Source organism: Azotobacter vinelandii CA, assembly GCF_000380335.1.
GTDB classification, from domain to species: domain Bacteria; phylum Pseudomonadota; class Gammaproteobacteria; order Pseudomonadales; family Pseudomonadaceae; genus Azotobacter; species Azotobacter vinelandii.
Map to the genome: position 1 here is coordinate 3,834,227 of NC_021149.1, position 22,385 is coordinate 3,856,611.

Consider the following 22,385-nt stretch of genomic DNA (forward strand, 5'->3'; position numbering starts at 1 on the left):
GGAAGGGGACACGCCACCATGAACAGGATATTCGACGTCATCTGGAGTCATGCGCAAAACGCCTGGGTCGTCACCAGCGAACGCACCGTCAGGCGCGGCAAACCCGGCAGGCTGCGCCTGCCGATCCTGGCCCTGTGCCTTTCGCCACTCCCCCTGCAGGCCGCCGACCTGCCCGAAGGCGGACAAATCGTCCTGGGCGACGGCCTCATCGGCACACCCGCGAGCAACAACCTGCAGATCCTGCAGAACAGCCGGAAGCTGGCCATCGACTGGCAGCGGTTCGACATCGGCGCGGACAAGAGCGTGACCTTCCGGCAGCCGGACAGCGGCGCTATCGCCCTGAACCGGGTGATCGGCAGCGATGGCAGCGCCATCCTCGGCAAGCTGGATGCGAACGGTCAGGTATTTCTGATCAACCCCAACGGCATCCTCTTCGGCCAGGGCGCCAGCGTGAACGTCGGCGGCCTGGTCGCCTCGACCCTGGACCTCGGCAACGAGGACTTCGAGGCCGGCAGCTACCGCTTCAAGGCCAACGGCCGCCCGGCCGGCATCAATAACCTGGGCAGCATCGCCGCCAGCGACGGCGGCTCGGTGGCCCTGCTCGGCGGCCAGGTCGGCAATGACGGAGTCATCCAGGCGAAGCTGGGCACCGTGGTCCTGGCCGCCGGCGACCAGATAACCCTCGACTTCGCCGGCGACGGCCTGCTCAATGTCCAGGTCGACCGGGCCGCTGCCGATGCCCTGGCCCACAACGGCAAGCTGATCGCGGCCGATGGCGGCAGCGTGGTCATGACCGCCGGGAGCGGCGATGCGCTGCTGAAGACGGTGGTCAACAACGAAGGCGTCATCGAGGCGCGGACCCTGGGCAACAGGAACGGCAGGATCGCCCTGCTCGGCGACACGGGCCAGGGCATCGTCCAGGTCGGTGGCAGCCTGGACGCCTCGGCCCCGGACACGGGCGACGGCGGCTTCATCGAAACCAGCGGCGCCACGGTACGGGTCGCCGACACGGCCAGGGTGACCACCAGGGCCGGCACGGGCAAGACCGGCACCTGGCGCATCGAGCCGAGCGACCTCAGCATCGGCGCCGGCGGCTCGCCGGCCGGCAGCAGTATCGGCGCCGATACGCTATCGGCCAACCTGGCGGCCACCAACGTCGAAGTGGCGAGCGGCAACGACGGCACCGGCCCCGGCGATATCGAGGTCAATGCCGCCGTCGGCTGGAGTGCCGTCACCACGCTGACCCTCACCGCGCACAACGACATCGATATCCGTGCCGATATCGACGCCACCGGCAACGGCGCGGGCCTGGCGCTGAATCCCGGCGGCAACGCCGGCTACCGCCTGTTCAACGGCGCCAGCATCACCCTTTCAGGCAACGGCGCCCGCTTCTCCGTGAACGGCGACCTCTACACCCTGATCCAGGATCTCGCGGCCCTGCAGGACATCGCTGGCGGCGATCCGGGCGGCCGCTACGCATTGGGCAACGACATCGCCGCCAGCGATACCGGTACCTGGAACGGCGGCGCCGGCTTCGAGCCGATCGGCAACGGCGAAACCCCCTTCACCGGCATCTTCGACGGACTGGGACACAGGATTTCCGGACTGACCATCGACCGGACGACGAGCGACAACGTCGGCTTGTTCGGCACGACACAGGGCGCAACCATACGCCGGTTGGGACTGACCGATACCAGCATTCTGGGCCTGAGCCGCGTTGGCGGCCTGGTCGGCAAGGCCTCGTCCAGCACACTCGACTCGGTCTATTCCATCGGCAACGTCAACGGTTACCAGTACATCGGCGGACTGGTGGGGGAAAACAGCGGCCTGATCGCCAACAGCCACGGCATCGGCGCTGTCGGCGGCGAAAGTTTCGTGGGCGGGCTGGTCGGCAGCAACAGCGGCCAGCTCATCGGCACCTTCGCCCGCGCCAGCGTGACCGGCACGGCATCCAGCATCGGCGGACTGGCAGGCTCCAACTCGGGCGTGCTTATGGGCAACTTCGCCATCGGCGACACCCTGGGCGACACCCATGTCGGTGGCCTGGTGGGGAGCAACGACGGCGGCATGGTCGCGGGCAACTACAGCCTCGGACAAGTCGGCGGGAATACCGGCGTCGGCGGTCTGGCAGGCGCCAATCTCGCCGGTCTCATCGCCGCCAACTACAGCAACGCCGTGGTCGGCGGAAACGTCGATACCGGAGGCCTGGCAGGCCTCAATCTCGGTGGCCTGGTGGCGGGCGGCGGCTTCGGCATCAGCATGCCCGGGGAACTGGCCAGCCTGCTCGGCCTCGACGGTCACGCTTCGTTCGCCGGCGGTTACAGCATCGGCGGCCTAGCGGAAACGGCCACCGGCCTGGGACTGCCGGGATTCGACGACGGCAGGCTTTTCGCCGGCAGCTACAGTCTGGGCAGCCTCGCCGGCATCGACAGCCTGGACGGCCTGCGGACACTCGTCGACAGCAGGCTGGCCACGACCGGCCCCGGCATCGTCGTTCCCGGCGGGCTCGCGTCGCTCGACAATATCCGCGCCGCTATTGACGGCATTCCGGGCGATTACGCGAGTCATCCCGGCAGCGTCAGCGGAAACGTCAACGTCGGCGGTCTGGTGGGATTCAACTCGAACGGCATCGTCGTCGGCGGCCACAACTTCGCCAACGTCTATGGGAATGCCAATGTCGGCGGATTGGTGGGCACCAGCAGCGGACTGATCGTCGGCAACAGCGCCTCGGGCGATGTCGCCGGCCGGGCGGAGAACACCGGCGGACTGGTGGGCTACAACGCCGGCACGCTCAGGACCAACTACGCCACGGGCAGCGTCGCCGGAGTCGACAGGGTCGGCGGTCTGGTGGGCCATAACGTCGGGCATGTCGATACCAGCCACGCCACCGGCGATGTCGCCTCCGGCGGCGACGGCGGCGGTCTGGTGGGCGCCAATGCAGGCCACATCGAAAACAGCTTCGCGCTCGGCAGCGTTATCGGCGCCGCCCCCCGCAGCGGCGGACTGGCCGGCTCCAATTCAGGCTCGATCGCCAACACCTACGCCTCCGGCAGCGTCTCCGGCCCCAGCGAGGCCGGCGGCTTGGTCGGCTACAACAGCGGCAGCATCGACACCAGCTACGCGATCGGCGCTGTCATCGCCACTGGCCGCGACGTCGGCGCCTTGCTGGGCAACAACGGCGGCAGCCTTTCCAGGAGCTACTGGAACGCCACAACGGCTGGCGGCCTGCCCGGTATCGGAACTGGCGACACCGGCGGAGCCGGCGGCCTGAGCGACGGACACATGATGCGCGAGGACAGCTTCGCCGGCTGGAGCATCTCCGCCAGCGGCGGCAGCACGGCAGTCTGGCGCATCCACGAAGGCCATACCGCACCCCTGCTGCGCGCCTTCATGACACCGCTGGCGGTCGTCGCCGACGATGTGACCATCATCTACGACGGTAGCGTCTGGGCGGGAGGCAGCGGCTACACGGCCAGCTCGATAACCCCGAACTTCTGGCACCGCTTTCCGAAAGTCGACCACAACCTGATCCACGGCACCATCAACACCAGCCAGCCGGCGCGCAACGCCGGCAGCCATGCGATCGACTCGGGCCTCTACTCCAGCCAGCTCGGTTACGACATCGGCTACCTCCCCGGCACCCTGACCATCGACAGGGCTCGGCTGATCCTGAGCGCCAGTCCGGACAGCAAGACCTATGATGGCACCGTCGCTTCCAGCGGCACGGTCGGAGTCGCCGGCCTCGCCACCGGCGATACGCTCACGGCGACTCAGCGATACGATTCGGCCGAAGCCGGCGAACGCACCCTGCGGGTCGACGAGGTGGCCATCGACGATGGCAACGGCGGAAACAATTACGAAGTGACCCACCGAACCGCCACCGGCTCCATCCTTGCAGCTACGGACAATGGCGACGGCGGTGTGGGGAGCGACGGGGGCATCGGCGCTGACGGCGGCTCCGACGATAGCGGAAACACGGGCGGCGGCTCCGACGGCAGCGAAAACTCCGGCGGCAATGGAGGCGACGACGACGGTGGAGATGACGGTAACGGTAGCAATCGCAACCGGCGTGACAAGAGCAACTTTGTCCGGCTATCGCCTGCCTATCTGGCTGCCTTGGCAACCAGGGAACCTTGCAGAACGGCGGACCAGCGGCTGGATATTCGGCAACGCTATCGCTGCCCCGTGGCAACTACCACGCAGGATCAGGCGGCAAACGAATCTGCCGTTCCCTACGCGATAGAGGACGGAGGCCTGCGCCTGCCGGAAGGACTCTGATCGATGCAACGCGGCCGGCACTCTTGCCGCCGGCCGCAGTGCAGCCAACGCCGAGGCATCGTCCCATGCTGAACGACACGGCCCGCAGCGATAGCGATATGGAAAAAAAGAGATCGAGCGAATGGCCAGAGCCAGCCTTCGTGGAGTAAGAGAAAATTCACTTAGACTTTCGGACAAAAAGCCTTGAGTTCGCCAGCCATACAAGCCAGTATGACAACCGAACAGCAATGCAGGTTCCCGTGGGGCTGCATCGTGCGGTCAGCTGGCCCCTGCTGATAGCCAGCTGCCGGTAACGCGGAAAAAGTACGCGCAGCGTACGGTTGGATCAGTTGGATCCTTTCAGGCCCTGCGACAAGCCGAAGAGGAGCAACATCAGATCCTGATCCGGGCGGATCTGCGCGGAAGTACCCCTGGCATTGGGGGGGAGTGGGCAATGATCGAGATCGCTACTGGCGCTGATCACGCCGGGCGCGGGCTCGTGCCAAGCTCCCACGGCCAGGGAAGCAACGGCCAAGGAACCGACAAAAAACAGGCTTCGAGCGACTGCTAGTTTCATTCTTGTCATCCCCTGCTTGTGTTTGCTCGCATACATGTCTAACAAGTTAGATCACCTGTAGCCTTGCTGCCTTGATCCATGGCAACAAAACGCCGGGTGGTAGGGGAATATGCACTGCCTGTGCCGCCCTGTCGCAGTCTTGGGCTTTTCTAGGTGGACTCCTTCCTGCAACGTCCGGCGATCATGGAGCGCTTGTACGCAGAGAAGGAACGAAACCAAGGAAAATGCTCGGAAACTTCGTGTCACAGCCTGCCGGACAGTAGAGTGGCCGGAGAAAACAGCGCATCGGCGGTCTGCCTCGTCGCACCGGCCCAGCCGCCTCCAAACACCGTCAAAATGCGTCATGACAGTGCGTCCTGCCACTTGACGGTGCAAGAACGCTCAGAGCATCGCCAAGCCCGGACCACTTTCCGGAGTACTCATGAACGCTTAGCTTGATGGACGGCGGACCTCCAACTTCAATAGGTTTTCCGGTCGCCAGCCAGTCTCCAATGCCACTGGGTCAGGGCCGCCAGGTCGAGCGCATGCCGTTCGAACAACGAAGCCTGAAGGATGTGCTTTGAAAAGATGGCTATCGTTTCACTTTCTTTGCCATGCTGCCGGCTTGCTTTCCGGGCTGCTCTCAGCCCCCCTTGGCAGCGCCGAGCCCCTGCAGTTTGCACTGATCGCCAAACGGGTCGACCATCGCTTCTTCATTCAGGCAGGCGAAGGCTGCGCCGAGGCCGCCCGGACTCAGGGCGACACCTGCCTGCTGCTGGGCTCCCAAGGCCCCGAACACTTCCGCCAGCAGAATCAGGCCCTGGAACAGGCCCTCGCAAGGGATCTGGACGGTATCGCCCTGTCGGTGACCCATTCGAAATGGCTGGCCACCCACGCCTTGCAACGGTTGGATAAGACGCCGCTGATCACCTTCGACTCGGATCTGGAGCCCATGGAGCAACACCTGCGCAAGGGCTACGTCGGGCTCGACAACCTGGCCTTCGGCCAGCAATTGGCCATGCTGCTCCAGCGCTTCAGACCACAGGGCGGCAAGTTATGCATCCTGACCGACAGCCCCCAGCAGGCCAATCATCGGAAGCGTATCCAGGGCATTCGCCAACAGTTGCGCGGCACCCAGGCCAGCGATGGAGGAAGCGGTCGCCTGAACGGAGAAAACGGCTGGAGCGAACCGAACCGTTGCCCGCTCTACCGCGCCGAGAACCTGGAAAATGCCGTACTTCAATTGGCCGCTCTGCTGCATGCCAGCCAGATCGACGCCGTCATCAGCACTGGCAGTTGGCCAATCCACGAGCCACGGACCTATCGTCGAAGACTTGGCCCACTGCTCGCCGAACTCGCGGCGAGAGGAAGCGCTCCGACCATCGTCATCGCGACGAACGAGCCGGATGCGGCCCAGCGGGCACTGCTCGACGACGGCCTGGCCCAAGCCTACCTTGGCATGGAGGGCCGCGAGATCGGCCGGCAGAGCTACTGGATGCTGAAGCGTCTGGCGCGAGGCGAGCCCATCGCCCGGGAGGTGCTCATCGATCACTATGCCATCCACTTGCCCGGGGCATCGCCGCAGTTCCCCGCGCGCCCCTGAGTCGGTGCTTCCAGCGCATGACGACCTCCCCGCCCATGCGGCCTTGCGGTGGCCCCCCGCCCCGCGGAGTCCACAAAGGCGCTGAAGCCACCGCCGGGAATGTCCCGCCGGACTACGTGCCGGGCGAGGTAAAGCCATTCCCGCGGCCACGCCTGGACACCATGCCATGCGACAGCATCCGTTTCCGGAGATGACCGACGACGAACGCCGCGCGGGCCGACAACGGCCATTCCGCCCGATGGATCAGCCACAGCGTGTCGACCACGGGGACGCCGCATTCGACCACGCGGATGGCATCGCTCCGGGCGAAGGCCTGGCGCGCATGCCGGGGAATCACGGTGAAGCCCAGGCCACGGGCGACCGGTTCCAGGATCAGCGCGACCTGGTTGCTGAAGCCACGGCAAGGCAGGCTGCGCACCCCCGGATTGCCCGGAAAGCGGCGCGCCAGCAGGCGGGTGGCCATCGCCTGCCCGTCGGGGTGGTCGATGAATCCCAACCGCTGCAGATCCCCCCAGCGCTCCACCGCTTCCCCCGCCGGCACGACGAGTTCCAGCGGCTCCTCGATGAACGACTCGGCGACGATGCGCGGATCGTCGGGCCTGAGCGTGACCAGGCCCAACTCGTACTGTTTCCGCAGAACGGCGTCCAGCGTCTCGGGATCGGGCGCGAAACGGTGGCGAACGACCAAGCCTCGATTGGCCTGCTGCAACTCCAGCAGAACGGGGTACAAAGCGAGCCCGACACTGCCCGGAGTGATCAGACTGATTTCACCCCGATGGGCGTCGGCATTCGACAGCCGTGCCTTCAGGCGCCTGTCCGCCTGCTCGATCTCCTTGCAGTAGTCCAGCAGCGCCGTGCCGGACGGCGTCAGCTCGATCTGGCGGGGACGGCGGATCAGCAGCAGCCCGAGCCGCTCTTCCAGATGACGCACGTGCTGGCTGACGGCGGCCTGGGTCAGGCCCAGGCGATCGGCCGCGCGCGTGAAGCCGCCGCACTCGGCCAGGGCGACGAAAGTCTTCAGCCATTGCGGATTGAGCATAAGGAATTTTTATCGATTCGATAATGCGCCATTAGATCAAATATTCGTCACGCCGGCGTAGCCTTGACCGGTCGGATCCAATACGAGGCTCACGTCATGCCCTCCTCGCGGCGTTTTTCCATCGGCCTGCCGCCGAGCGGTCCGGGCGGCGCCGTCGAGTTCCACGCCGGCCCCACGGGCCGAGCCCGACGAGGGTCCGTTCGGAAATATCCTGAAGCGCTACAACCACACGCTGATTCCTCCGGCCGGGGCCGGTCAGCGATCGAGTGGACACATCTGCCGGCCAGCACTGGGGACGAAAGAAGACATGCGAGACGAATCTCTGCCCGCGGACTACCGGGCGTGGGTCTGGCGCGGCAGCGCCGCTCCCCTGGATCTGAAACTGGAACGGCTGGCAAGGCCACCGCTCGAAGCCGGACAGGCACTGGTGCGCAACGCGACGATCGGGCTGAATCCGGTCGACTGGAAGGTACTCGGCGGCGCGCTGGTGAACTGGCGACCCGGCCATGTGCCGGGTGTCGACGGCGCCGGTGTGGTGGTGGCCGTCGGGGCTGGCGTGGCGCAGCGGTGGCTGGGGCAGCGCGTGGCCTACCACACCAGCCTGCAGCGTCCCGGCAGCTTCGCCGAGTACACGCCGGTGGCCGCACGGGCGCTGATGCGCCTGCCCGACGCGCTGGACTTCGAGGTCGCCGCCAGCTTCCCATGCCCGGCGCTGACCGCCTGGCTGGCGATCGAGAAGCTGCCCGCGCAGCCGGGCCGGCCGATCCTGATCGGCGGCGCGGGCGGCGCCGTGGGCCACTATCTCGTGCAACTGGCCAGCGCACGCGGCTTCGCCGTCACCACGATGAGCCACCCGCGGCACTGGGAACGGCTGCGAACCCTGGGCGCACAGGATTGCATCGCCGGGCCGCTGGCGACGGGACAGCGCTGGGTACCGGATAACGGACGCTTCTTCGCGGTCATCGACAGCGTTAACGAAGATCATGCCGAACGCCTGGCACCGGCGCTGCTGGCCAACGGGCACCTGGTCTGCATCCAGGGGCGCGTGCCGCACTGGCCCTGCGAGCCCTTCGGGCGCGCCCTGTCGCTGCACGAGGTAGCCCTCGGCGCTCTGCACGCCTTCGGTGACGACGCCGCCTGGGCATGCCTGACCGCCGCAGGCGAGCGGATGCTGGGCGAACTGGCCGAGCGACGCCTGCAGCCGGAGACGCGGCTGGCGCGCGACTTCGACGAGCTGGCGCAATTGCTGGAAGAACTGCGCCACCGGCGGTTTTCCGGCAAGCCGCTGGTGCGTGTGCGATAACCATGACCGACCGAGGAAATACCCATGGATGCGAAAGTCACCGAGGTTCTGGAGCTTTATCACGCACGAATCCGCGAGGAACGCAGTGCGCCGTGGCAGGAACCGCCCGGCGGGCAGGACGGCGGCCAGGACCTGCACATGTACGCAATCGGGCCGGAGACCGGGCAGTTGCTCAACATCCTGGCCAGGAGTCTCGGCACACCGACCATCCTCGAACTCGGCACCTCGTTCGGCTACTCCGGCATTTGGCTGGCGGAAGCCGCGCGTGCCAGCGGCGGGCGGCTCGTAACCATGGAACTGCATGCCTACAAGTCGGCCCATGCGCGTGAAATGGCGGAGCGCGCGGGGCTGGCGGACTGGATCGACTTCAGGGTCGGCGACGCCGTGCGAATGATCGGGGAACTCCCGGACAAGCTGGACTTCGTCTTCGTGGATCTGTGGAAGGAACTCTACGTGCCGTGCCTGGAGGCCTTTTACCCGAAACTCAACCCCGGCGCGATCCTGGTCGCGGACAACATGCTGCGGCCGGTCAGCGAGGGTGCGCGCGCCTACGGTCGCGCCATCCGCGCCAAGCCGGGGATCGACAGCGTGCTGCTGCCGGTCGGCACCGGCATCGAGGTCAGCCGCTACGCCCCGGCGAACCCGGCCTGAGGTAAGGAGGAAAACATGGCCCGTCTCACCGCCAGGGATTTCCATCCCGAACTGCTCGAACTTTACGACTTCTACGTCCACGGCCGGATCAGCCGGCGCGCCTTCCTCGAAGGCGCCGCCAGGTTCGCCGTCGGCGGCCTGAGCGCCGCCGCCATCCTCGCCTCGCTGAGTCCGGACTATGCGCTGGCGCAGCAGGTGGAGTTCACCGATCCGGACATCCATGCCGAATACATCCGCTATCCCTCACCGAACGGCCACGGCGAGGTACGCGCTTACCTCGTCCGCCCGGCCAGGGCCGGGGGAGCGGTGCCGGGCGTAGTCGTGGTGCACGAGAACCGCGGCCTCAACCCGTACATCGAAGACGTGGCGCGGCGTGTGGCCAAGGCCGGATTCGTCGCCCTGGCCCCGGACGGTCTGAGCTCGGTCGGCGGCTATCCCGGCAACGACGACAAGGGCCGCGAACTGCAGCAGCGGGTCGATCCCGAGAAACTGATGAACGACTTCTTCGCGGCCGTCGAATACCTGCTGAAGAGCGACCTGGCCACCGACAAGGTGGGCATCACCGGCTTCTGCTACGGCGGCGGCGTCTGCCATGCGGCGGCGGTCGCCTACCCGGAGCTGGCCGCGGCGGTCCCGTTCTACGGCCGCCAGGCGAAAGCGGAGGACGTGCCACGCATCCGGGCGCCGCTGCTGCTCCACTTCGCCGAGAACGACCCGCGCGTCAACGAAACCTGGCCGGCCTGCGAGGCGGCGCTGAAAGCCGCGGGCAAGACCTACGAGGCCCACATCTACCCCGGCACCCAGCACGGCTTCCACAACGACTCGACGCCACGCTACGACGAGGCGGCGGCCAGGCTCGCCTGGGACAGGACGATCGCCTGGTTCCGCCGCTACCTGGCCTGAAACCGCACGCCATGACGGCGAATCCCGGCGCTATCCGAGCCGTTCCGTCGCCATCGAAGCAAGGAAAGGAATATCCCCATGAGCGGGAAGATGAACGCGATCATCTGGCCTGAAGACTGCCTGCCGGGCACCACCGAGCACTTCGCCGCCAACGAGATCATCGTCGCCGATCCGCTCGCCGCCACGCACCAGGCCAGGCGGCAATGAAGACGCCACCGCCCGACTTCCAACCCTTCGCGGTATGTGACGGCAGGCTCGCCAGCGGGCAGTATGCGCACTGGCTGTCGCGCTACAAGGGACCGGGGCAAGGCCTCGGCGCAGTGAGCGCCTGGCGGGACGGAGGCGGTGTCTATCCGGGGCTTCCTGTTCGCCACCGAGCGTGCGGCACGGACCGGAGCCGCTCCATCCCTTTCATTCGGGAACGGGCGGCACGGCCCGCCCGGACTTTCGAGGAGAACAGCATGACGAAAATTACCGTATGCGAACGCAGCCAGGGCAAGAGCGGCATGGCCGGCGTGATGCGACCGTTCACCGAGCAGGTTTTCGCATGAACGGGAACGTTTCCGCCGTACCGGCGCCACCGGCCTGGCTGACCCCGCTACTGGCAGCGGCCTGCGGGCTGGTGGTGGCCAATCTCTACTATGCCCAGCCGCTGGCCGGGCCGATCAGCCAGAGCCTGGGGCTGTCGCCGCAACTGGCCGGACTGATCGTCACCATGACCCAGGTCGGCTATGGCCTCGGCCTGCTGCTGATCGTGCCGCTGGGCGACCTGCTGGAAAACCGCCGGCTGGTGACGGCACAGATCGTCGCGGTGACCGCCGCGCTGCTGCTGGCGGCGTTCTCGACGCATGCGCTCCCGTTCCTGGCCGCGGCCTGGCTGATCGGCATCGGCTCCGTGGCGGTGCAGGTGATGGTGCCCTTCGCCGCCCACTTCGCACCGGAGCACATGCGCGGACAGGTGGTCGGCAACGTGATGAGCGGGCTGATGTTCGGCATCATGCTGGCGCGGCCGGTCGCCAGTTTCGTCGCCGACCTGCTGTCCTGGCACGCGGTGTTCGCGCTGTCGGCAGCGGTCATGGTGCTGCTGGCGGCCGTGCTCTGGCGCACCCTGCCGGAGCGCCGTCCCGAGCAGCGCATCGGCTATCCGGCGCTGCTCGCCTCGCTGGGCCGACTCTGGCGAAACACGCCGGTATTGCGCCGCCGCGCGCTCTACCAGGCCTGTCTGTTCGCCGCCTTCAGCCTGTTCTGGACGGTGACGCCATTGCTGCTCGCCAGCCCCGCCTTCGGCCTGTCGCAATCGGGCATCGCCCTGTTCGCGCTGGTCGGTGTGGCCGGGGCGCTGTGCGCGCCAGTGGCCGGGCGCCTGGCCGACCGTGGCCTGACCCGCGCCGGCAGCGCCACGGCGATGGTGCTGGTGGCGGCAGCCTTCGCCCTGACGCATCTGGCGCCGGCCGGCTCGCACGCCGCCCTGGCGCTGCTGGTGCTGGCCGGCGTGGTGCTGGACGCCGGCGTGACCGCCAACCTGGTCCTGGGCCAGCGCTTGATCTACATGCTCGGCGCCGAACAGCGCAGCCGACTCAACGGCCTGTACATGGCGACCTTCTTCGCCGGCGGCGCGATCGGCTCGACGCTCGGCGCCTGGGCCTACGCGCACGGCGGCTGGACGCTCGCTTCGTCGATCGGCCTCGCCCTGCCGCTGGCGGCCCTGCTGTACTTCTCGACCGAGGCGGGACAGGAGTGCGCCGCGACCTGAAAACCTGGAAGGCTTAGAGGGTGCCCATAGAACCGGGCCAGCTTCGCCACCGCCGCTCCCACGTATCGCGGCTTGTCGTACATGTCCAGGTGGGCGACGGCCTCGGCGGCCCGTTCCCGCGTCAGGCCGTTGTCCATCGCCCGGTTCAGGTGGAAGTGCAGTTGCCCGGCCCGGCCGCGGGCGATCAACGCGGCCATTCGGACAGCGAAGCCATATCGATAGAGAATCTCCATTGCGACATCGTTGGGACGTAGCTCACGCCGCTCGAATTCGTAGGGGGCCAGGGGCGACTTTGGGTCGTAGGCGGCATAGCCGATGGTTTTCATGTACGGACTCCAGCGATGGGCCAGCGGGGATGGAGCGGCATGACGTCGAACCATCCGCCCGCCGATATCGAACCAACCCGGCCGGGTACCTCGCATGCGACATGGGGAGATGCGAAACCGGGTTGGCCTTTTCGGCTCCGGAATGCTACGGACGCAACACGATCCGATTAAGCTCATTATTCCGCATGCAGTATTGAATAAAGTTCATGAATTACCGGCCACGGCTGGATTCATCGAGTCCCGATCGCGGTTTTGAGCAATGCCCCTGGAACCGATTGATGCCTGATACGCCGATGCGCCCGCGCCATCCGCAGGACGAACGCGTGGGCAGCTCCGGACTCTAGGTTCGATGGCGCAGCGCCTCGATGACGACGGCCAAAGCCCGCGAGGACTGCCGCCGGCTCGGGTAGTAGAGGTGGTAGCCCGGAAACGGCTGACACCAGTCGTCGAGCACCCTGACCAGCCTTTGCGCGGCGATGTGTTCCAGGGCCATGTCCTCGGGCAGGAAGGCCAGGCCATGGCCGGCCAGGGCGGCGCGCAGGATCGGCTCGCTGCTGTTGAAGGTCCACTGACCGCCGACGCGGGCGACGATCTCCTTCCCGTCCTTGCCGAAGTCCCAGGGCAACAGACCGCCGTGGGTGGGAAGGCGGAGATTGATGCAGTTGTGCCCGGCCAGGTCCATGGGGGTCTCCGGTTCGCTCCGCGTGGCGAAGTAAGCGGGCGATCCGACGATGGCGATGCGCAGGTCCGGTCCGATGCGCACGGCGATCATGTCCTTCGCCACCTGGTCCCCCAGGCGGACGCCGGCGTCGTAGCGCTGCGCGACGATGTCCGCGAGCCGGTAATCGACGGTGACTTCGACCTGGATGTCCGGGTACTCGCGAAGCACCTCGGACAGTTTCGGCCACAGGATACTGTTGGCCGCGTGCTCGGCGGTGGTGATGCGCACGGTGCCGACCGGCCGGTCGCGGAACTCGGCCAGGCCCGCCAGCCTGGCGTCGATCGCCTCGAAGCGCGGCGCCACGCCCTGGAACAGGCGCTCGCCGACCTCGGTGGTGGAGATGTGCCGGGTGGTACGGGTCAGCAGCCGCACCCCCAGCCTGGCTTCCAGCCCGCGGATGGCATGGCTCAGCGCCGACGGGGACATGCCGAGCTGGGCCGCCGCCCGGGTGAAGCTGCCTTCGCGGACGACCCTGACGAAAGCGAGCAGGTCGTTGAAGTTCTCTCTGGCCATGGGAGCCTCGTTCACGCACCGCCTATGCGCGGTAGCGCAGCGCCTCGATAAGGACAGCCATGGCCCGCGAAGACTGGCGATGACTCTGGAAATAGAGATGGTAGCCGGGGAAGGTCGGGCACCAATCGTCCAGCACCCGCCGGAGCCGCCCCTCGGCGAGATGGGGCCGGACCATGTCCTCGGGCACATAGGCCAGGCCGAGGCCGGCCAGGGCGGCATTGAGTATCTGGTAGACACCGTTGAGAACGAGCTGACCCTCGACCCGCACGTTCAGCCGCTGCTCGCCCTTGCGCAGTTCCCAGGCATACAGCCCGCCATGGGTCGGCAGGCGCAGGTTGATGCATTCATGGTCGGCCAGATCCTGCGGTTTGGCCGGAAGCGGGCGCCTCGCCAGGTAGGCCGGCGCCCCCACGATGGCGAAACGCACGTCCGGCCCGATGCGCACGGCGGTCATGTCCCTGGAGAGTTCGTCGCCCAGCCGTATCCCCATGTCGAAACGCTCGGCGACGATATCCGTCAGCCCGTAGTCGACGACGACCTCGACCCGGACTCGGGATAGCCGGACAGCACCTCCGCCAGCCGGGGCCAGAGCAGAGTGTCGGCGGCATGGTCGCTGGTGGTGATGCGGATGGTACCGGCCGGCCTGTCGCGCAGTTCCGCCACCGCCTTCAGCTCCTCCTCGATCCCCTCGAACTGCGGCGCCACGGACTGCAGCAGCCACTCACCGGCCTCGCTGACCGAAACGCTGCGCGTGCTACGGGTCAGCAGCCGGACGCCGAGTTCCGCCTCGAAGGCGCGGATCCGGTGGCTGAGCGCCGACTGCGACACACCCAATCGGGCCGCCGCGCGCGTGAAGCTGCGCTCGCGCGCGATCGCGACGAAGGCCAACAGGTCACTGTAAATCTCGCGGGCCATTCATGAATCCAGTTCAAGTCCGTTTGCCGATTTTACCATCTAGTCCCCCCGCACGACCGTCACTACATTGCAAAAGGTCGAGCCGTACCACCAAAAGGTCGCGCGGCCGTCCCGAGCGGCCGGGCAGAAGGTGCGAAACGGCAGCCGGTGACCTGCCAACGCAACGCCGCCGCCATGGCCCCGTTGCACCTGCCAAATGGAGAAGCGACATGCAAATGCGAAAACTGGGAAGCAGCGGGCTGGAAGTCTCGGCGCTCGGCCTGGGCTGCATGGGCCTGAGTCATGGTTACGGCCCCGCCACGGACACCGGGCAGGCCGTCTCGCTGATCCGCGCGGCGGTCGAACGTGGCGTGACCTTCTTCGATACCGCCGAGGTCTACGGCCCCTATCTCAACGAGGAAGTGGTCGGCGAGGCACTCGCCCCGGTACGCGAGCGGGTGGTGATCGCCACCAAGTTCGGCTTCACCTTCGGCGACGATAACAAACAGCAGATTCTCGACAGCAGACCCGAACACATCCGCTGGGCGGTCGAGGGTTCGCTCAAGCGCCTGCGCACCGATCACATCGACCTGCTATACCAGCACCGGGTCGATCCCGAGGTGCCGATCGAGGACGTGGCCGGGATGGTCAAGGAGCTGATCGCCGAGGGCAAGGTCAAGCACTTCGGCCTCTCCGAGGCCGGCGCGCAGACGATCCGTCGCGCCCACGCCGTGCAGCCAGTGACGGCTCTGCAGAGCGAGTATTCGCTGTGGTGGCGCGAGCCCGAGCAGGAAATCCTGCCGACGCTGGAAGAGCTCGGCATCGGCTTCGTACCCTTCAGCCCGCTGGGCAAGGGCTTTCTCACCGGAGCGATCGGCGCCTCGACCACCTTCGGCAGCGACGATTTCCGCAGCACAGTGCCGCGCTTCTCGCCGCAGGCCCTGCAGGCCAACCAGGCCCTGGTGGAATCGCTCGGCCGGATCGCCAGCGACAAGGGCGTGACACCCGCACAGGTCGCCCTGGCTTGGCTGCTGGCGCAGAAGCCCTGGATAGTGCCGACTCCCGGTACCACCAAGTTGCACCGCCTGGAAGAAAACCTGGGCGCCGCGTCCATCGAGCTTACCGAAGCGGACCTGGGCAAGATCGCGACCGCACTGAAACAGGTGAAGATCCAAGGCGATCGCTATCCAGCGGCGCTACAGGCGCGCGTGGGCCGTTAGCCAACCGGAACGGACCGATGTCGCCAGACCATGACCCGACTCGCAAAGCGCTCATGACGGCACTCGCAAGCCTTCCCCTGAGCGAAGCCGCGGCGGCGTCGAAGCCTGGGGCGTCATGGACGAAGCAAACGCATCAAGGCCGACATCGAGGTGATCCGTCCGGAGCGGATCGGCATGGCCTCGCTCAAGGCAACCTGGCGGAGACGTGTCATGTACGTTGAAGATGAAAAAGATAGGCCTGGCTCCGATCTGACGCTGCCCGGCCGGAGAAAGGTGTTGGCTACGGGCGCGGTATTGGCGGCCTTGCCGCTGTTGGCGAGTTTGCCATCGATGGGTTTCGCACAGCAGACGACGGCGGGCACCGGGGGCCGTGCAAAGGCCGATATCCATAGCGCCCGCCGCAGGCCCGGTGCGCTGGAGGTCTCCGCCCTGGGCCTGGGCTGCATGAGCATGAACGGCGGCCAGTACAACCCGCCCGGGGACAAGCGCGAGATGATCCGCGTCATCCACGCCGCCATCGATCGCGGGGTGGACTTCTTCGATACCGCCGAAGTCTACGGCCCGTTCATCAACGAGGAACTGCTTGGCGAGGCGCTCGCCCCGTATCGGGACAAAGCGGTCATCGCGACCAAGTTCGGCTTCGGCATCGACCCGGCGAGTGCATTGCGCATCGGCGGCCTCGACAGTCGACCGGAGCATATCCGGGCGGTCGCGGAGACGTCGCTCAGGCGCCTGCGGACCGACCGCATCGACCTGTTCTACCAGCACCGCGTCGACCCGGCCGTGCCGATCGAGGACGTGGCCGGCACGGTGAAAGACCTGATCGCCGAAGGCAAGGTCAAGCACTTCGGTCTCTCCGAGCCTGGCCTGCAGACCGTGCGCCGGGCGCACGCGGTACAGCCCGTGGCAGCGATTCAGAACGAGTACTCACTGCTGTGGCGGGGACCGGAACTGGGCTTGCTGGAGTCGTGCGAGGAGCTCGGTATCGGCCTGGTGCCCTGGAGTCCGTTAGGCGCCGGCCTGCTCACCGGCACGCTCGACGCCGATACCCGCTTCGACGCCCCCGGATACACGGACTACCGCCGCACCAACCCGCGCTTCGCCCCCGAAGCGCTCACGGGCAACATGGCATTGGTCGAGCTGGCCCGCGAATGGGCGCAACGCAAGGAAGCCACGCCGTCGCAGATCGCGCTGGCCTGGCTGCTGGCTCAGCGACCGTGGATCGTGCCCATTCCCGGCACCACCAACATCCAGCACCTGGACGAGAACCTCGGCGCGATCAACCTCCAGTTCAGCGCAGCGGAGATGCAGGCGTTCAACACCGCGTTGGCGCAGATCGTGGTGCATGGCGAAAGAGGAACCCCGAGGCTGCTGGAGATGGTCGGGCGGGATACGCCCCTGCCAAAAGGGCGGTGACCACCCGGTGAAAATGCTCCCATCCATGAAGGAAACGCAATGAAACGGCTCGCCACGACCACCTTCGCCATCGCATTTCTTTCCTCAATCGCATCAGCTCGGGAGGCGCCCATGATCGAAATCACCCCGGTTGGCTCGCAGCCGTCCAGCGCCGGGCCGGAAAACTGTTTTACCGGCACTGTCCGCATCGATTCGCTGTTTCGGGGAAGCGCGCCTGCACGGGTCGGCGGCGGCACCGTGACATTCGAGCCTGGAGCACGCACGGCATGGCACACACATCCACTGGGACAGACGCTGATCGTCACCGCCGGCGCCGGCCTGGTCCAACACTGGGGCGGCCCGCGCCAAGAGATCCGGCCGGGCGACACGGTATGGATTCCGCCGGGCGTCAAGCACTGGCACGGCGCCACTCCGACGACGGGGATGACCCATATCGCCATCGCCGAAACGCTGGACGGCAAAGCGGTGGAATGGCTGGAGAAGGTCAGCGACGAGCAGTACCGCCGGTGAATCCACTTCGTCCTGTCGGGGCGGAACCGCTCGGCGGTTTCGACAGAGGCATTCAATGGAAACGAAAAAGCCCCTGAAATCAGGGGCTTGAATGTCGATTCTGGAGCGGGCGAAGGGAATCGAACCCTCGTCATGAGCTTGGGAAGCTCAGGTAATGCCATTATACGACGCCCGCGAGGGTTGCCTTTTTACCAGAAGCAGGCCGGCAGGTGAAGTGCAATCTTTCCGCAGGTTCTCGCCGCTGTTCCGGGCTTTTTGCCGCGCAGCCCCCGGGCACCTTCCCGAGCGATAACCGCACACTTTCGGCGCCCGTGCCGGCTGTCCCGGAACGCTCCGGAAAGCCCGCCGCATCGGGTTTGCAGGCCCCTTCCGGCCGGTGTGGCGACAATCGGCGTCCGCCGCGTCCCCTGGGGCGGCGGCTGGCGGATTGACCGGATTAACCATTCGGTACATTTTACCCGCGACCTCCACCATCCAATAACAATGGAGAATCGCGTGACACACACTGTCCTCGTGCTCAACGGTCCCAATCTCAACCTGCTCGGCACGCGCGAGCCAGCCACCTATGGACGGGAAACCCTGGCCGACATCGCCGGCCTCTGCGCGCGCACCGCCGAGGAATGCGGTCTGGTCGTGGAGTTCCGCCAGACCAACCATGAAGGCGAGTTGATCGAGTGGATCCACCTGGCCCGCAGCCGCTGCGCCGGCATCCTGATCAATCCCGCCGCCTGGACGCACACCTCGGTAGCCATCCGCGACGCCCTGCTCGCCAGCGAGCTGCCGGTCATCGAAGTGCATCTTTCCAACGTGCACAAGCGCGAACCCTTCCGCCACCGCTCCTTCGTGTCGGACATCGCCGTCGGTGTGATCTGCGGCCTCGGCAGCCACGGCTACCGCACGGCCCTGCAGCACTTCAGCCAGCTCCTGCAGAAGGATTGAAGCCATGACCGCCAAACCGCACAGCATCCTCGCCGGCCTGATCGGCGCAGGCATCCAGGCCTCGCGCACGCCGGCCATGCACGAGCACGAGGGCGACGCCCAAGGCATCCGCTATCTGTACCGGCTGATCGATCTGGACAAGCTCGGCCTGACGACCGAAGCCCTGCCGGAGCTGCTGAGCGCGGCCGAGCGCATGGGCTTCACCGGCCTGAACATCACTTTCCCCTGCAAGCAGGCGGTCATCCCGCTGCTCGACGAGCTGTCGGCGGAGGCCCGCGGCATCGGCGCGGTGAACACCGTGGTGTTCAAGGACGGCAAGCGCATCGGCCACAACACCGATTGCCTGGGCTTCGCCGAGGGCTTCCGGCGCGGCCTGCCGGGCGTGGCGCGCGAACGCGCGGTACAGATGGGGGCCGGCGGCGCCGGTGCCGCGGTGGCGCATGCCCTGCTGCAGGCGGGCGTGCGCCGGCTGACCATCTTCGACGTGGAGCCGAGCCGTGCCGCCGATCTGGCCGCCAACCTCAACGCCAGCTTCGGCGCCGACCGGGCGCTGGCCGGCAGCGACCTGCCGGCCGCCATGGCCGAAGCCCAGGGGCTGGTCAACACCACCCCGGTCGGAATGGCCAAGCTGCCGGGCATGCCGCTGCCGGCCGAACTGCTGCATGCCGACCTGTGGGTGGCGGAAATCATCTACTTCCCGCTGGAGACCGAACTGCTGCGCAACGCCCGCGCCCTCGGCTGCCTGACCCTCGACGGCGGCAACATGGCGGTGTTCCAGGCGGTCAAGGCGTTCGAGCTGTTCAGCGACGTCCGGGCCGATGCCGGACGGATGATGGCGCACTTCGCCAGCCTCGGCTGAGCCCGGCCACCGAGGTCGCCGCTCCGGCAACGGCCAGGGCCCGGACGGTTTCCAGGCGCTCCGGCGAGCGCTCCTCCGGCGCCTGACGGCGGCCCGGAAACCTCGCGAGCCCCCCTCTCACGCCCTGACATGACGGATCACCGCCTCGCAGATCATCTCCCGGTGCCGGGCCCTGGCCTCGGCCCCGCCGAGGTCGATCTGGTGGATGGTCGAGAAGGTGTAGCGGTTGGACACGCGGAAGAAGCAGAACGAACTGATCAACAGGTGCAGGTCGAGCGGATCGATGCCCGCGCGGAACACGCCGGCATCGGCGCCACGGGCGAGAATCGCGGCGATCTGGCTGACGATCGACTTGCTCAGCGAGCGGATCGACGGAGAGCGGGCGATATGCTCGCCGTGATGGATGTTCTCGATGCTCACCAGGCGGATGAAATCGACATTGGCAGCGTGGTGATCGAAGGTGAACTCGACCAGCCTGCGGATCGCCGCCTCCGGCTCCAGCTCGTCGAGCCGGAGGGTGGCCTCGGTGGCGCGGATGTCGCCGTAGAGTTTCTCCAGCACGGCCAGGTAGAGCTGCTCCTTGCTGCCGAAGTAGTAGTAGATCATCCGCTTGGAGGTGCTGGTGCGCTCGGCGATGGCATCCACTCGCGCACCGCTCAGGCCCTGCTCGGCGAACTCGCGGATCGCCGCGAGCAGGATGTCCTGCCGGGTCTTTTCCGGATTGTTCTTGCGTGGCTGGCGCGGGCGCGCGGCGGGATCGGCGACGGGCTTGGTGTCCGGCATGGAAGGCGCATCTTGAGGATAAGGACGAGCGCCATTATTCATGGCCGGACGGGAGGAGGAAAGCCACGGCGCGGATGCCGTGGCTTCGCGGCTCACAGCCTGGGCTTGCCGTGCCCGTCGCGCGCCTGGGCCATGGCCGCCAGGCGCACGGCGACGTTGGCCGCCCCGTAGCCGGCGTAGTCCCTGCGCTGCAGGATCTCGAAGAAGAAACGCTCGGCGAACGGCTCGGTATAGACGTGGAACAGCTCGCCGCCCTGCGCATCGCGGTCGTAGAGGATGTTGAAGTAGGCCAGCCTGCTGAGGAAGTCGTCGTCGAAATCGAAGCGCGCGGCCAGGTCGTCGTAGTAGTTCAGCGGAATCTCCAGCAGCGGCACGCCGGCCTCCTTGGCCAGCTCGACGGCGACGAAGATGTCGTCGCAGGAGAAAGCGATGTGGTGCACGCCGGAGCCGCGATAGCTCGACAGCGAGCGCGAGATGGCCGTGTTGCGGTTCTCCGAGATGTTCAGCGGCAGGCGCACCGAGCAGCAGCGGCTGCGCACGGCGCGGCTCTTGACCAGACCGTAGGGATCGGGCAGCACCACTTCGTCGTCGGCCTCGAAGTCGAACAGGCTCTTGTAGAACAGCACCCAGGAATCCATGGCCTCGGCCGGCAGGGCCATGGCCACGTGGTCGATGCGCTGCAGCGCGCCGGCGCAGGTGCCGCCCTTCAGCTCGAAATCGGTCTCGTAGATGCTGTGGCCCTCGGCATCGCGGTCGACCAGATAGATCAGGCTGCTGTCCGGCGCGCGCACCGCCGGAATCTCGCGCTCGTTGGGACCGACCAGGCCACGGTAGGGTTGTCCGCCGAAGCCGCAGGCGCGCTCCAGCGCTCGATGGCTGTCCTGCACCCGCAGCGCGGTGGCGCACAGCGACGGGCCATGGGCCTCGAAATAGCCGTGGGCGAAGGAATAGGGCTCGGCGTTGAGCACCAGGTTGATGTCGCCCTGGCGCAGCAGGCTGACGTTCTTCGAGCGGTGGCGGCCGGCCTCGACGAAACCGAGACGGGTCAGCCACTGGCCCAGTCGGGCGGCATGGTCGTCGTCGACGGCGAACTCGAGGAACTCGATGCCGTCGTAGCGACTGGCCGGCGGCGGCGCGAACAGCACCCCGGGCTCTGGCGGCCGTCCCTGGCGCTCCAGCAGCAGGCGGGTCTTCTCCTCCAGGTAGAGCAGCGAGCGGTAGCCGTCCAGCGCGTTGCCGCGGGTCGGCGCGGCGCGGAAGCCGTCGTTGAAGATTTCCAGCGACAGCGGCCCGCGGTAGCCGCTCTTGAGGATCGGCGCGAGAAAGCCCGCCAGGTCGAACTCGCCCTGCCCCGGGAAACAGCGGAAATGCCGGCTCCATTCCAGCACATCCATGGCCAGGATCGGCGCATCGGCCATCTGCACGAAGAAGATCTTTTCTCCGGGCACCTCGGCGATGGCACTCGGATCGCCTTTCAGCGACAGGGTGTGAAAGCTGTCGAGGATCATGCCCAGATCGGGATGGTCGGCTTCCCGCACGATGTCCCAGACCTGTTGCCAGGTGTTGACGTGGCGCCCCCAGGCCAGCGCTTCGTAGCCGATGCGCAGGCGGCGCGCGGCGGCCCGCTCGGCCAGCAGCCGCAGGTCGTCGACGAGGATCTGCCGGTCGCCCAGGGAATCCCCGGCGACGTTGCTGCACACCAGCACCAGGTCGGTGCCCAGTTCCTGCATCAGGTCGAACTTGCGCTCGGCGCGGTCGAGGTTGCGCTGCAGCCGGTCGCGCCGGCAGCCCTCGAAGTCGCGAAACGGCTGGAACAACGTGATGGCCAGGCCCAGGTCGGCCGCCATCCGGCGTACCTCGCGCGGGCTGGCGCCGTGGTAGAGCAAGTCGTTCTCGAAGATTTCCACGCCATCGAAGCCGGCGGCGGCGACCGCCTCGAGCTTTTCCGGCAGGGTTCCGCTGAGCGAGACGGTGGCAATGGAACGATGCATGGGTCCTCCGCATTGGAGCAGTCTGCCGCCAGCGGACGCCGCAACCGTGGGGCGGGAGGGTCGGACTGGCGAAGGGAAAATCCGTATCGATTATTGGACGGGGCCGCGAGGCGGGCAACCAAAATGTACCGGTTGGTTAGTTATTCGT

The 22,385-nt window shown here is 66.9% G+C and carries 18 protein-coding genes, 1 tRNA gene and 1 pseudogene; 12 read left to right on the forward strand and 8 right to left on the reverse strand.

Annotated elements, in window-relative coordinates; genetic code table 11:
- Positions 1 to 18: 18 nt before the first annotated feature.
- The gene (locus AVCA_RS17240) at positions 19 to 4,278 is read left to right on the forward strand and encodes a two-partner secretion domain-containing protein (protein WP_012702308.1); all 4,260 of its coding nucleotides are present in this window, start codon (positions 19 to 21) and stop codon (positions 4,276 to 4,278) included.
- Positions 4,279 to 4,603: 325 nt separating this feature from the next.
- Here the strand turns inward: AVCA_RS17240 and AVCA_RS17245 are convergent, their stop codons facing one another.
- Positions 4,604 to 4,834 (reverse strand): hypothetical protein, encoded by a 231-nt coding sequence (locus AVCA_RS17245; protein WP_041807600.1) that lies wholly within the window; start codon positions 4,832 to 4,834, stop codon positions 4,604 to 4,606.
- A 604-nt stretch (positions 4,835 to 5,438) separates the two neighbouring features.
- Here AVCA_RS17245 and AVCA_RS17250 point away from each other — a divergent pair.
- Entirely contained in the window at positions 5,439 to 6,416 is a 978-nt protein-coding gene (locus AVCA_RS17250) for a substrate-binding domain-containing protein (protein WP_236616252.1), read from the forward strand.
- Between the two features lie 112 nt (positions 6,417 to 6,528).
- Here AVCA_RS17250 and AVCA_RS17255 read toward each other — a convergent pair whose 3' ends face one another.
- Complete coding sequence (locus AVCA_RS17255; RefSeq protein WP_012702312.1) at positions 6,529 to 7,455, reverse strand: LysR family transcriptional regulator; 927 nt, start codon at positions 7,453 to 7,455, stop codon at positions 6,529 to 6,531.
- A 307-nt stretch (positions 7,456 to 7,762) separates the two neighbouring features.
- Here AVCA_RS17255 and AVCA_RS17260 point away from each other — a divergent pair, with 307 nt between their 5' ends.
- The 5 genes from AVCA_RS17260 (at position 7,763) to AVCA_RS17275 (ending at position 12,065) form a co-directional block, all read left to right on the forward strand.
- Positions 7,763 to 8,758 (forward strand): zinc-binding dehydrogenase, encoded by a 996-nt coding sequence (locus AVCA_RS17260; RefSeq protein WP_012702314.1) that lies wholly within the window; start codon positions 7,763 to 7,765, stop codon positions 8,756 to 8,758.
- A gap of 24 nt (positions 8,759 to 8,782) precedes the next feature.
- Positions 8,783 to 9,409 (forward strand): O-methyltransferase, encoded by a 627-nt coding sequence (locus AVCA_RS17265; protein ID WP_012702315.1) that lies wholly within the window; start codon positions 8,783 to 8,785, stop codon positions 9,407 to 9,409.
- A gap of 15 nt (positions 9,410 to 9,424) precedes the next feature.
- Positions 9,425 to 10,312: a YghX family hydrolase gene (gene yghX, locus AVCA_RS17270; RefSeq protein WP_012702316.1), complete on the forward strand. Its 888-nt coding sequence runs from the start codon at positions 9,425 to 9,427 to the stop codon at positions 10,310 to 10,312.
- Between the two features lie 78 nt (positions 10,313 to 10,390).
- Positions 10,391 to 10,519, forward strand: coding sequence for a hypothetical protein (locus tag AVCA_RS27070; protein ID WP_012702317.1), 129 nt, complete (start codon positions 10,391 to 10,393; stop codon positions 10,517 to 10,519).
- A gap of 340 nt (positions 10,520 to 10,859) precedes the next feature.
- Positions 10,860 to 12,065: an MFS transporter gene (locus AVCA_RS17275; protein WP_012702319.1), complete on the forward strand. Its 1,206-nt coding sequence runs from the start codon at positions 10,860 to 10,862 to the stop codon at positions 12,063 to 12,065.
- Here AVCA_RS17275 and AVCA_RS25370 read toward each other — a convergent pair.
- The 3 genes and pseudogenes from AVCA_RS25370 to AVCA_RS17285 form a co-directional block, all read right to left on the reverse strand.
- Positions 11,957 to 12,391: a carboxymuconolactone decarboxylase family protein gene (locus tag AVCA_RS25370; RefSeq protein WP_072432521.1), complete on the reverse strand. Its 435-nt coding sequence runs from the start codon at positions 12,389 to 12,391 to the stop codon at positions 11,957 to 11,959. The genes AVCA_RS17275 and AVCA_RS25370 overlap by 109 nt on opposite strands.
- A gap of 340 nt (positions 12,392 to 12,731) precedes the next feature.
- Entirely contained in the window at positions 12,732 to 13,625 is an 894-nt protein-coding gene (locus tag AVCA_RS17280) for a LysR family transcriptional regulator (RefSeq protein ID WP_012702320.1), read from the reverse strand.
- Between the two features lie 22 nt (positions 13,626 to 13,647).
- Positions 13,648 to 14,540 (reverse strand): annotated as a pseudogene (locus AVCA_RS17285) (LysR family transcriptional regulator).
- Between the two features lie 209 nt (positions 14,541 to 14,749).
- Here AVCA_RS17285 and AVCA_RS17290 point away from each other — a divergent pair.
- The 3 genes from AVCA_RS17290 to AVCA_RS17300 all read left to right on the forward strand — a co-directional run bounded on the left by AVCA_RS17290 (position 14,750) and on the right by AVCA_RS17300 (position 17,665).
- Complete coding sequence (locus AVCA_RS17290; RefSeq protein ID WP_012702321.1) at positions 14,750 to 15,739, forward strand: aldo/keto reductase; 990 nt, start codon at positions 14,750 to 14,752, stop codon at positions 15,737 to 15,739.
- A 210-nt stretch (positions 15,740 to 15,949) separates the two neighbouring features.
- On the forward strand, positions 15,950 to 17,155 hold the full coding sequence (locus tag AVCA_RS17295; protein ID WP_012702322.1) for an aldo/keto reductase: 1,206 nt from the start codon (positions 15,950 to 15,952) through the stop codon (positions 17,153 to 17,155).
- A 39-nt stretch (positions 17,156 to 17,194) separates the two neighbouring features.
- On the forward strand, positions 17,195 to 17,665 hold the full coding sequence (locus AVCA_RS17300; protein ID WP_012702323.1) for a (R)-mandelonitrile lyase: 471 nt from the start codon (positions 17,195 to 17,197) through the stop codon (positions 17,663 to 17,665).
- Positions 17,666 to 17,766: 101 nt separating this feature from the next.
- Here AVCA_RS17300 and AVCA_RS17305 read toward each other — a convergent pair.
- Positions 17,767 to 17,840, reverse strand: a tRNA-Gly gene (locus AVCA_RS17305).
- A gap of 320 nt (positions 17,841 to 18,160) precedes the next feature.
- Between AVCA_RS17305 and aroQ the strand changes: the two genes are divergently transcribed.
- Positions 18,161 to 18,604, forward strand: a complete 444-nt coding sequence (aroQ, locus tag AVCA_RS17310; protein WP_012702324.1) for a type II 3-dehydroquinate dehydratase — start codon at positions 18,161 to 18,163, stop codon at positions 18,602 to 18,604.
- A gap of 4 nt (positions 18,605 to 18,608) precedes the next feature.
- Entirely contained in the window at positions 18,609 to 19,463 is an 855-nt protein-coding gene (locus AVCA_RS17315) for a shikimate dehydrogenase (protein ID WP_012702325.1), read from the forward strand.
- A gap of 117 nt (positions 19,464 to 19,580) precedes the next feature.
- Here AVCA_RS17315 and AVCA_RS17320 read toward each other — a convergent pair whose 3' ends face one another.
- Together AVCA_RS17320 and quiC are read right to left on the reverse strand one after the other, a co-directional pair.
- Positions 19,581 to 20,246, reverse strand: coding sequence for a TetR/AcrR family transcriptional regulator (locus AVCA_RS17320; protein ID WP_012702326.1), 666 nt, complete (start codon positions 20,244 to 20,246; stop codon positions 19,581 to 19,583).
- Between the two features lie 92 nt (positions 20,247 to 20,338).
- The gene (gene quiC / locus AVCA_RS17325) at positions 20,339 to 22,237 is read right to left on the reverse strand and encodes a 3-dehydroshikimate dehydratase QuiC (RefSeq protein ID WP_012702327.1); all 1,899 of its coding nucleotides are present in this window, start codon (positions 22,235 to 22,237) and stop codon (positions 20,339 to 20,341) included.
- Positions 22,238 to 22,385: the final 148 nt, after the last annotated feature.

Coding starts and splice junctions, on each gene's coding strand:
- AVCA_RS17255 (WP_012702312.1), bottom strand. CDS start 7,455: ATGCTCAATCCGCAATGGCTGAAGACTTTCGTCGCCCTGGCCGAGTGC.
- AVCA_RS17300 (WP_012702323.1), top strand. CDS start 17,195: ATGAAACGGCTCGCCACGACCACCTTCGCCATCGCATTTCTTTCCTCA.
- AVCA_RS17295 (WP_012702322.1), top strand. CDS start 15,950: ATGTACGTTGAAGATGAAAAAGATAGGCCTGGCTCCGATCTGACGCTG.
- AVCA_RS17265 (WP_012702315.1), top strand. CDS start 8,783: ATGGATGCGAAAGTCACCGAGGTTCTGGAGCTTTATCACGCACGAATC.
- AVCA_RS17320 (WP_012702326.1), bottom strand. CDS start 20,246: ATGCCGGACACCAAGCCCGTCGCCGATCCCGCCGCGCGCCCGCGCCAG.
- AVCA_RS27070 (WP_012702317.1), top strand. CDS start 10,391: ATGAGCGGGAAGATGAACGCGATCATCTGGCCTGAAGACTGCCTGCCG.
- AVCA_RS17260 (WP_012702314.1), top strand. CDS start 7,763: ATGCGAGACGAATCTCTGCCCGCGGACTACCGGGCGTGGGTCTGGCGC.
- AVCA_RS17280 (WP_012702320.1), bottom strand. CDS start 13,625: ATGGCCAGAGAGAACTTCAACGACCTGCTCGCTTTCGTCAGGGTCGTC.
- AVCA_RS25370 (WP_072432521.1), bottom strand. CDS start 12,391: ATGAAAACCATCGGCTATGCCGCCTACGACCCAAAGTCGCCCCTGGCC.
- AVCA_RS17240 (WP_012702308.1), top strand. CDS start 19: ATGAACAGGATATTCGACGTCATCTGGAGTCATGCGCAAAACGCCTGG.
- AVCA_RS17275 (WP_012702319.1), top strand. CDS start 10,860: ATGAACGGGAACGTTTCCGCCGTACCGGCGCCACCGGCCTGGCTGACC.
- AVCA_RS17290 (WP_012702321.1), top strand. CDS start 14,750: ATGCAAATGCGAAAACTGGGAAGCAGCGGGCTGGAAGTCTCGGCGCTC.
- quiC (WP_012702327.1), bottom strand. CDS start 22,237: ATGCATCGTTCCATTGCCACCGTCTCGCTCAGCGGAACCCTGCCGGAA.
- yghX (WP_012702316.1), top strand. CDS start 9,425: ATGGCCCGTCTCACCGCCAGGGATTTCCATCCCGAACTGCTCGAACTT.
- AVCA_RS17245 (WP_041807600.1), bottom strand. CDS start 4,834: ATGAAACTAGCAGTCGCTCGAAGCCTGTTTTTTGTCGGTTCCTTGGCC.
- AVCA_RS17315 (WP_012702325.1), top strand. CDS start 18,609: ATGACCGCCAAACCGCACAGCATCCTCGCCGGCCTGATCGGCGCAGGC.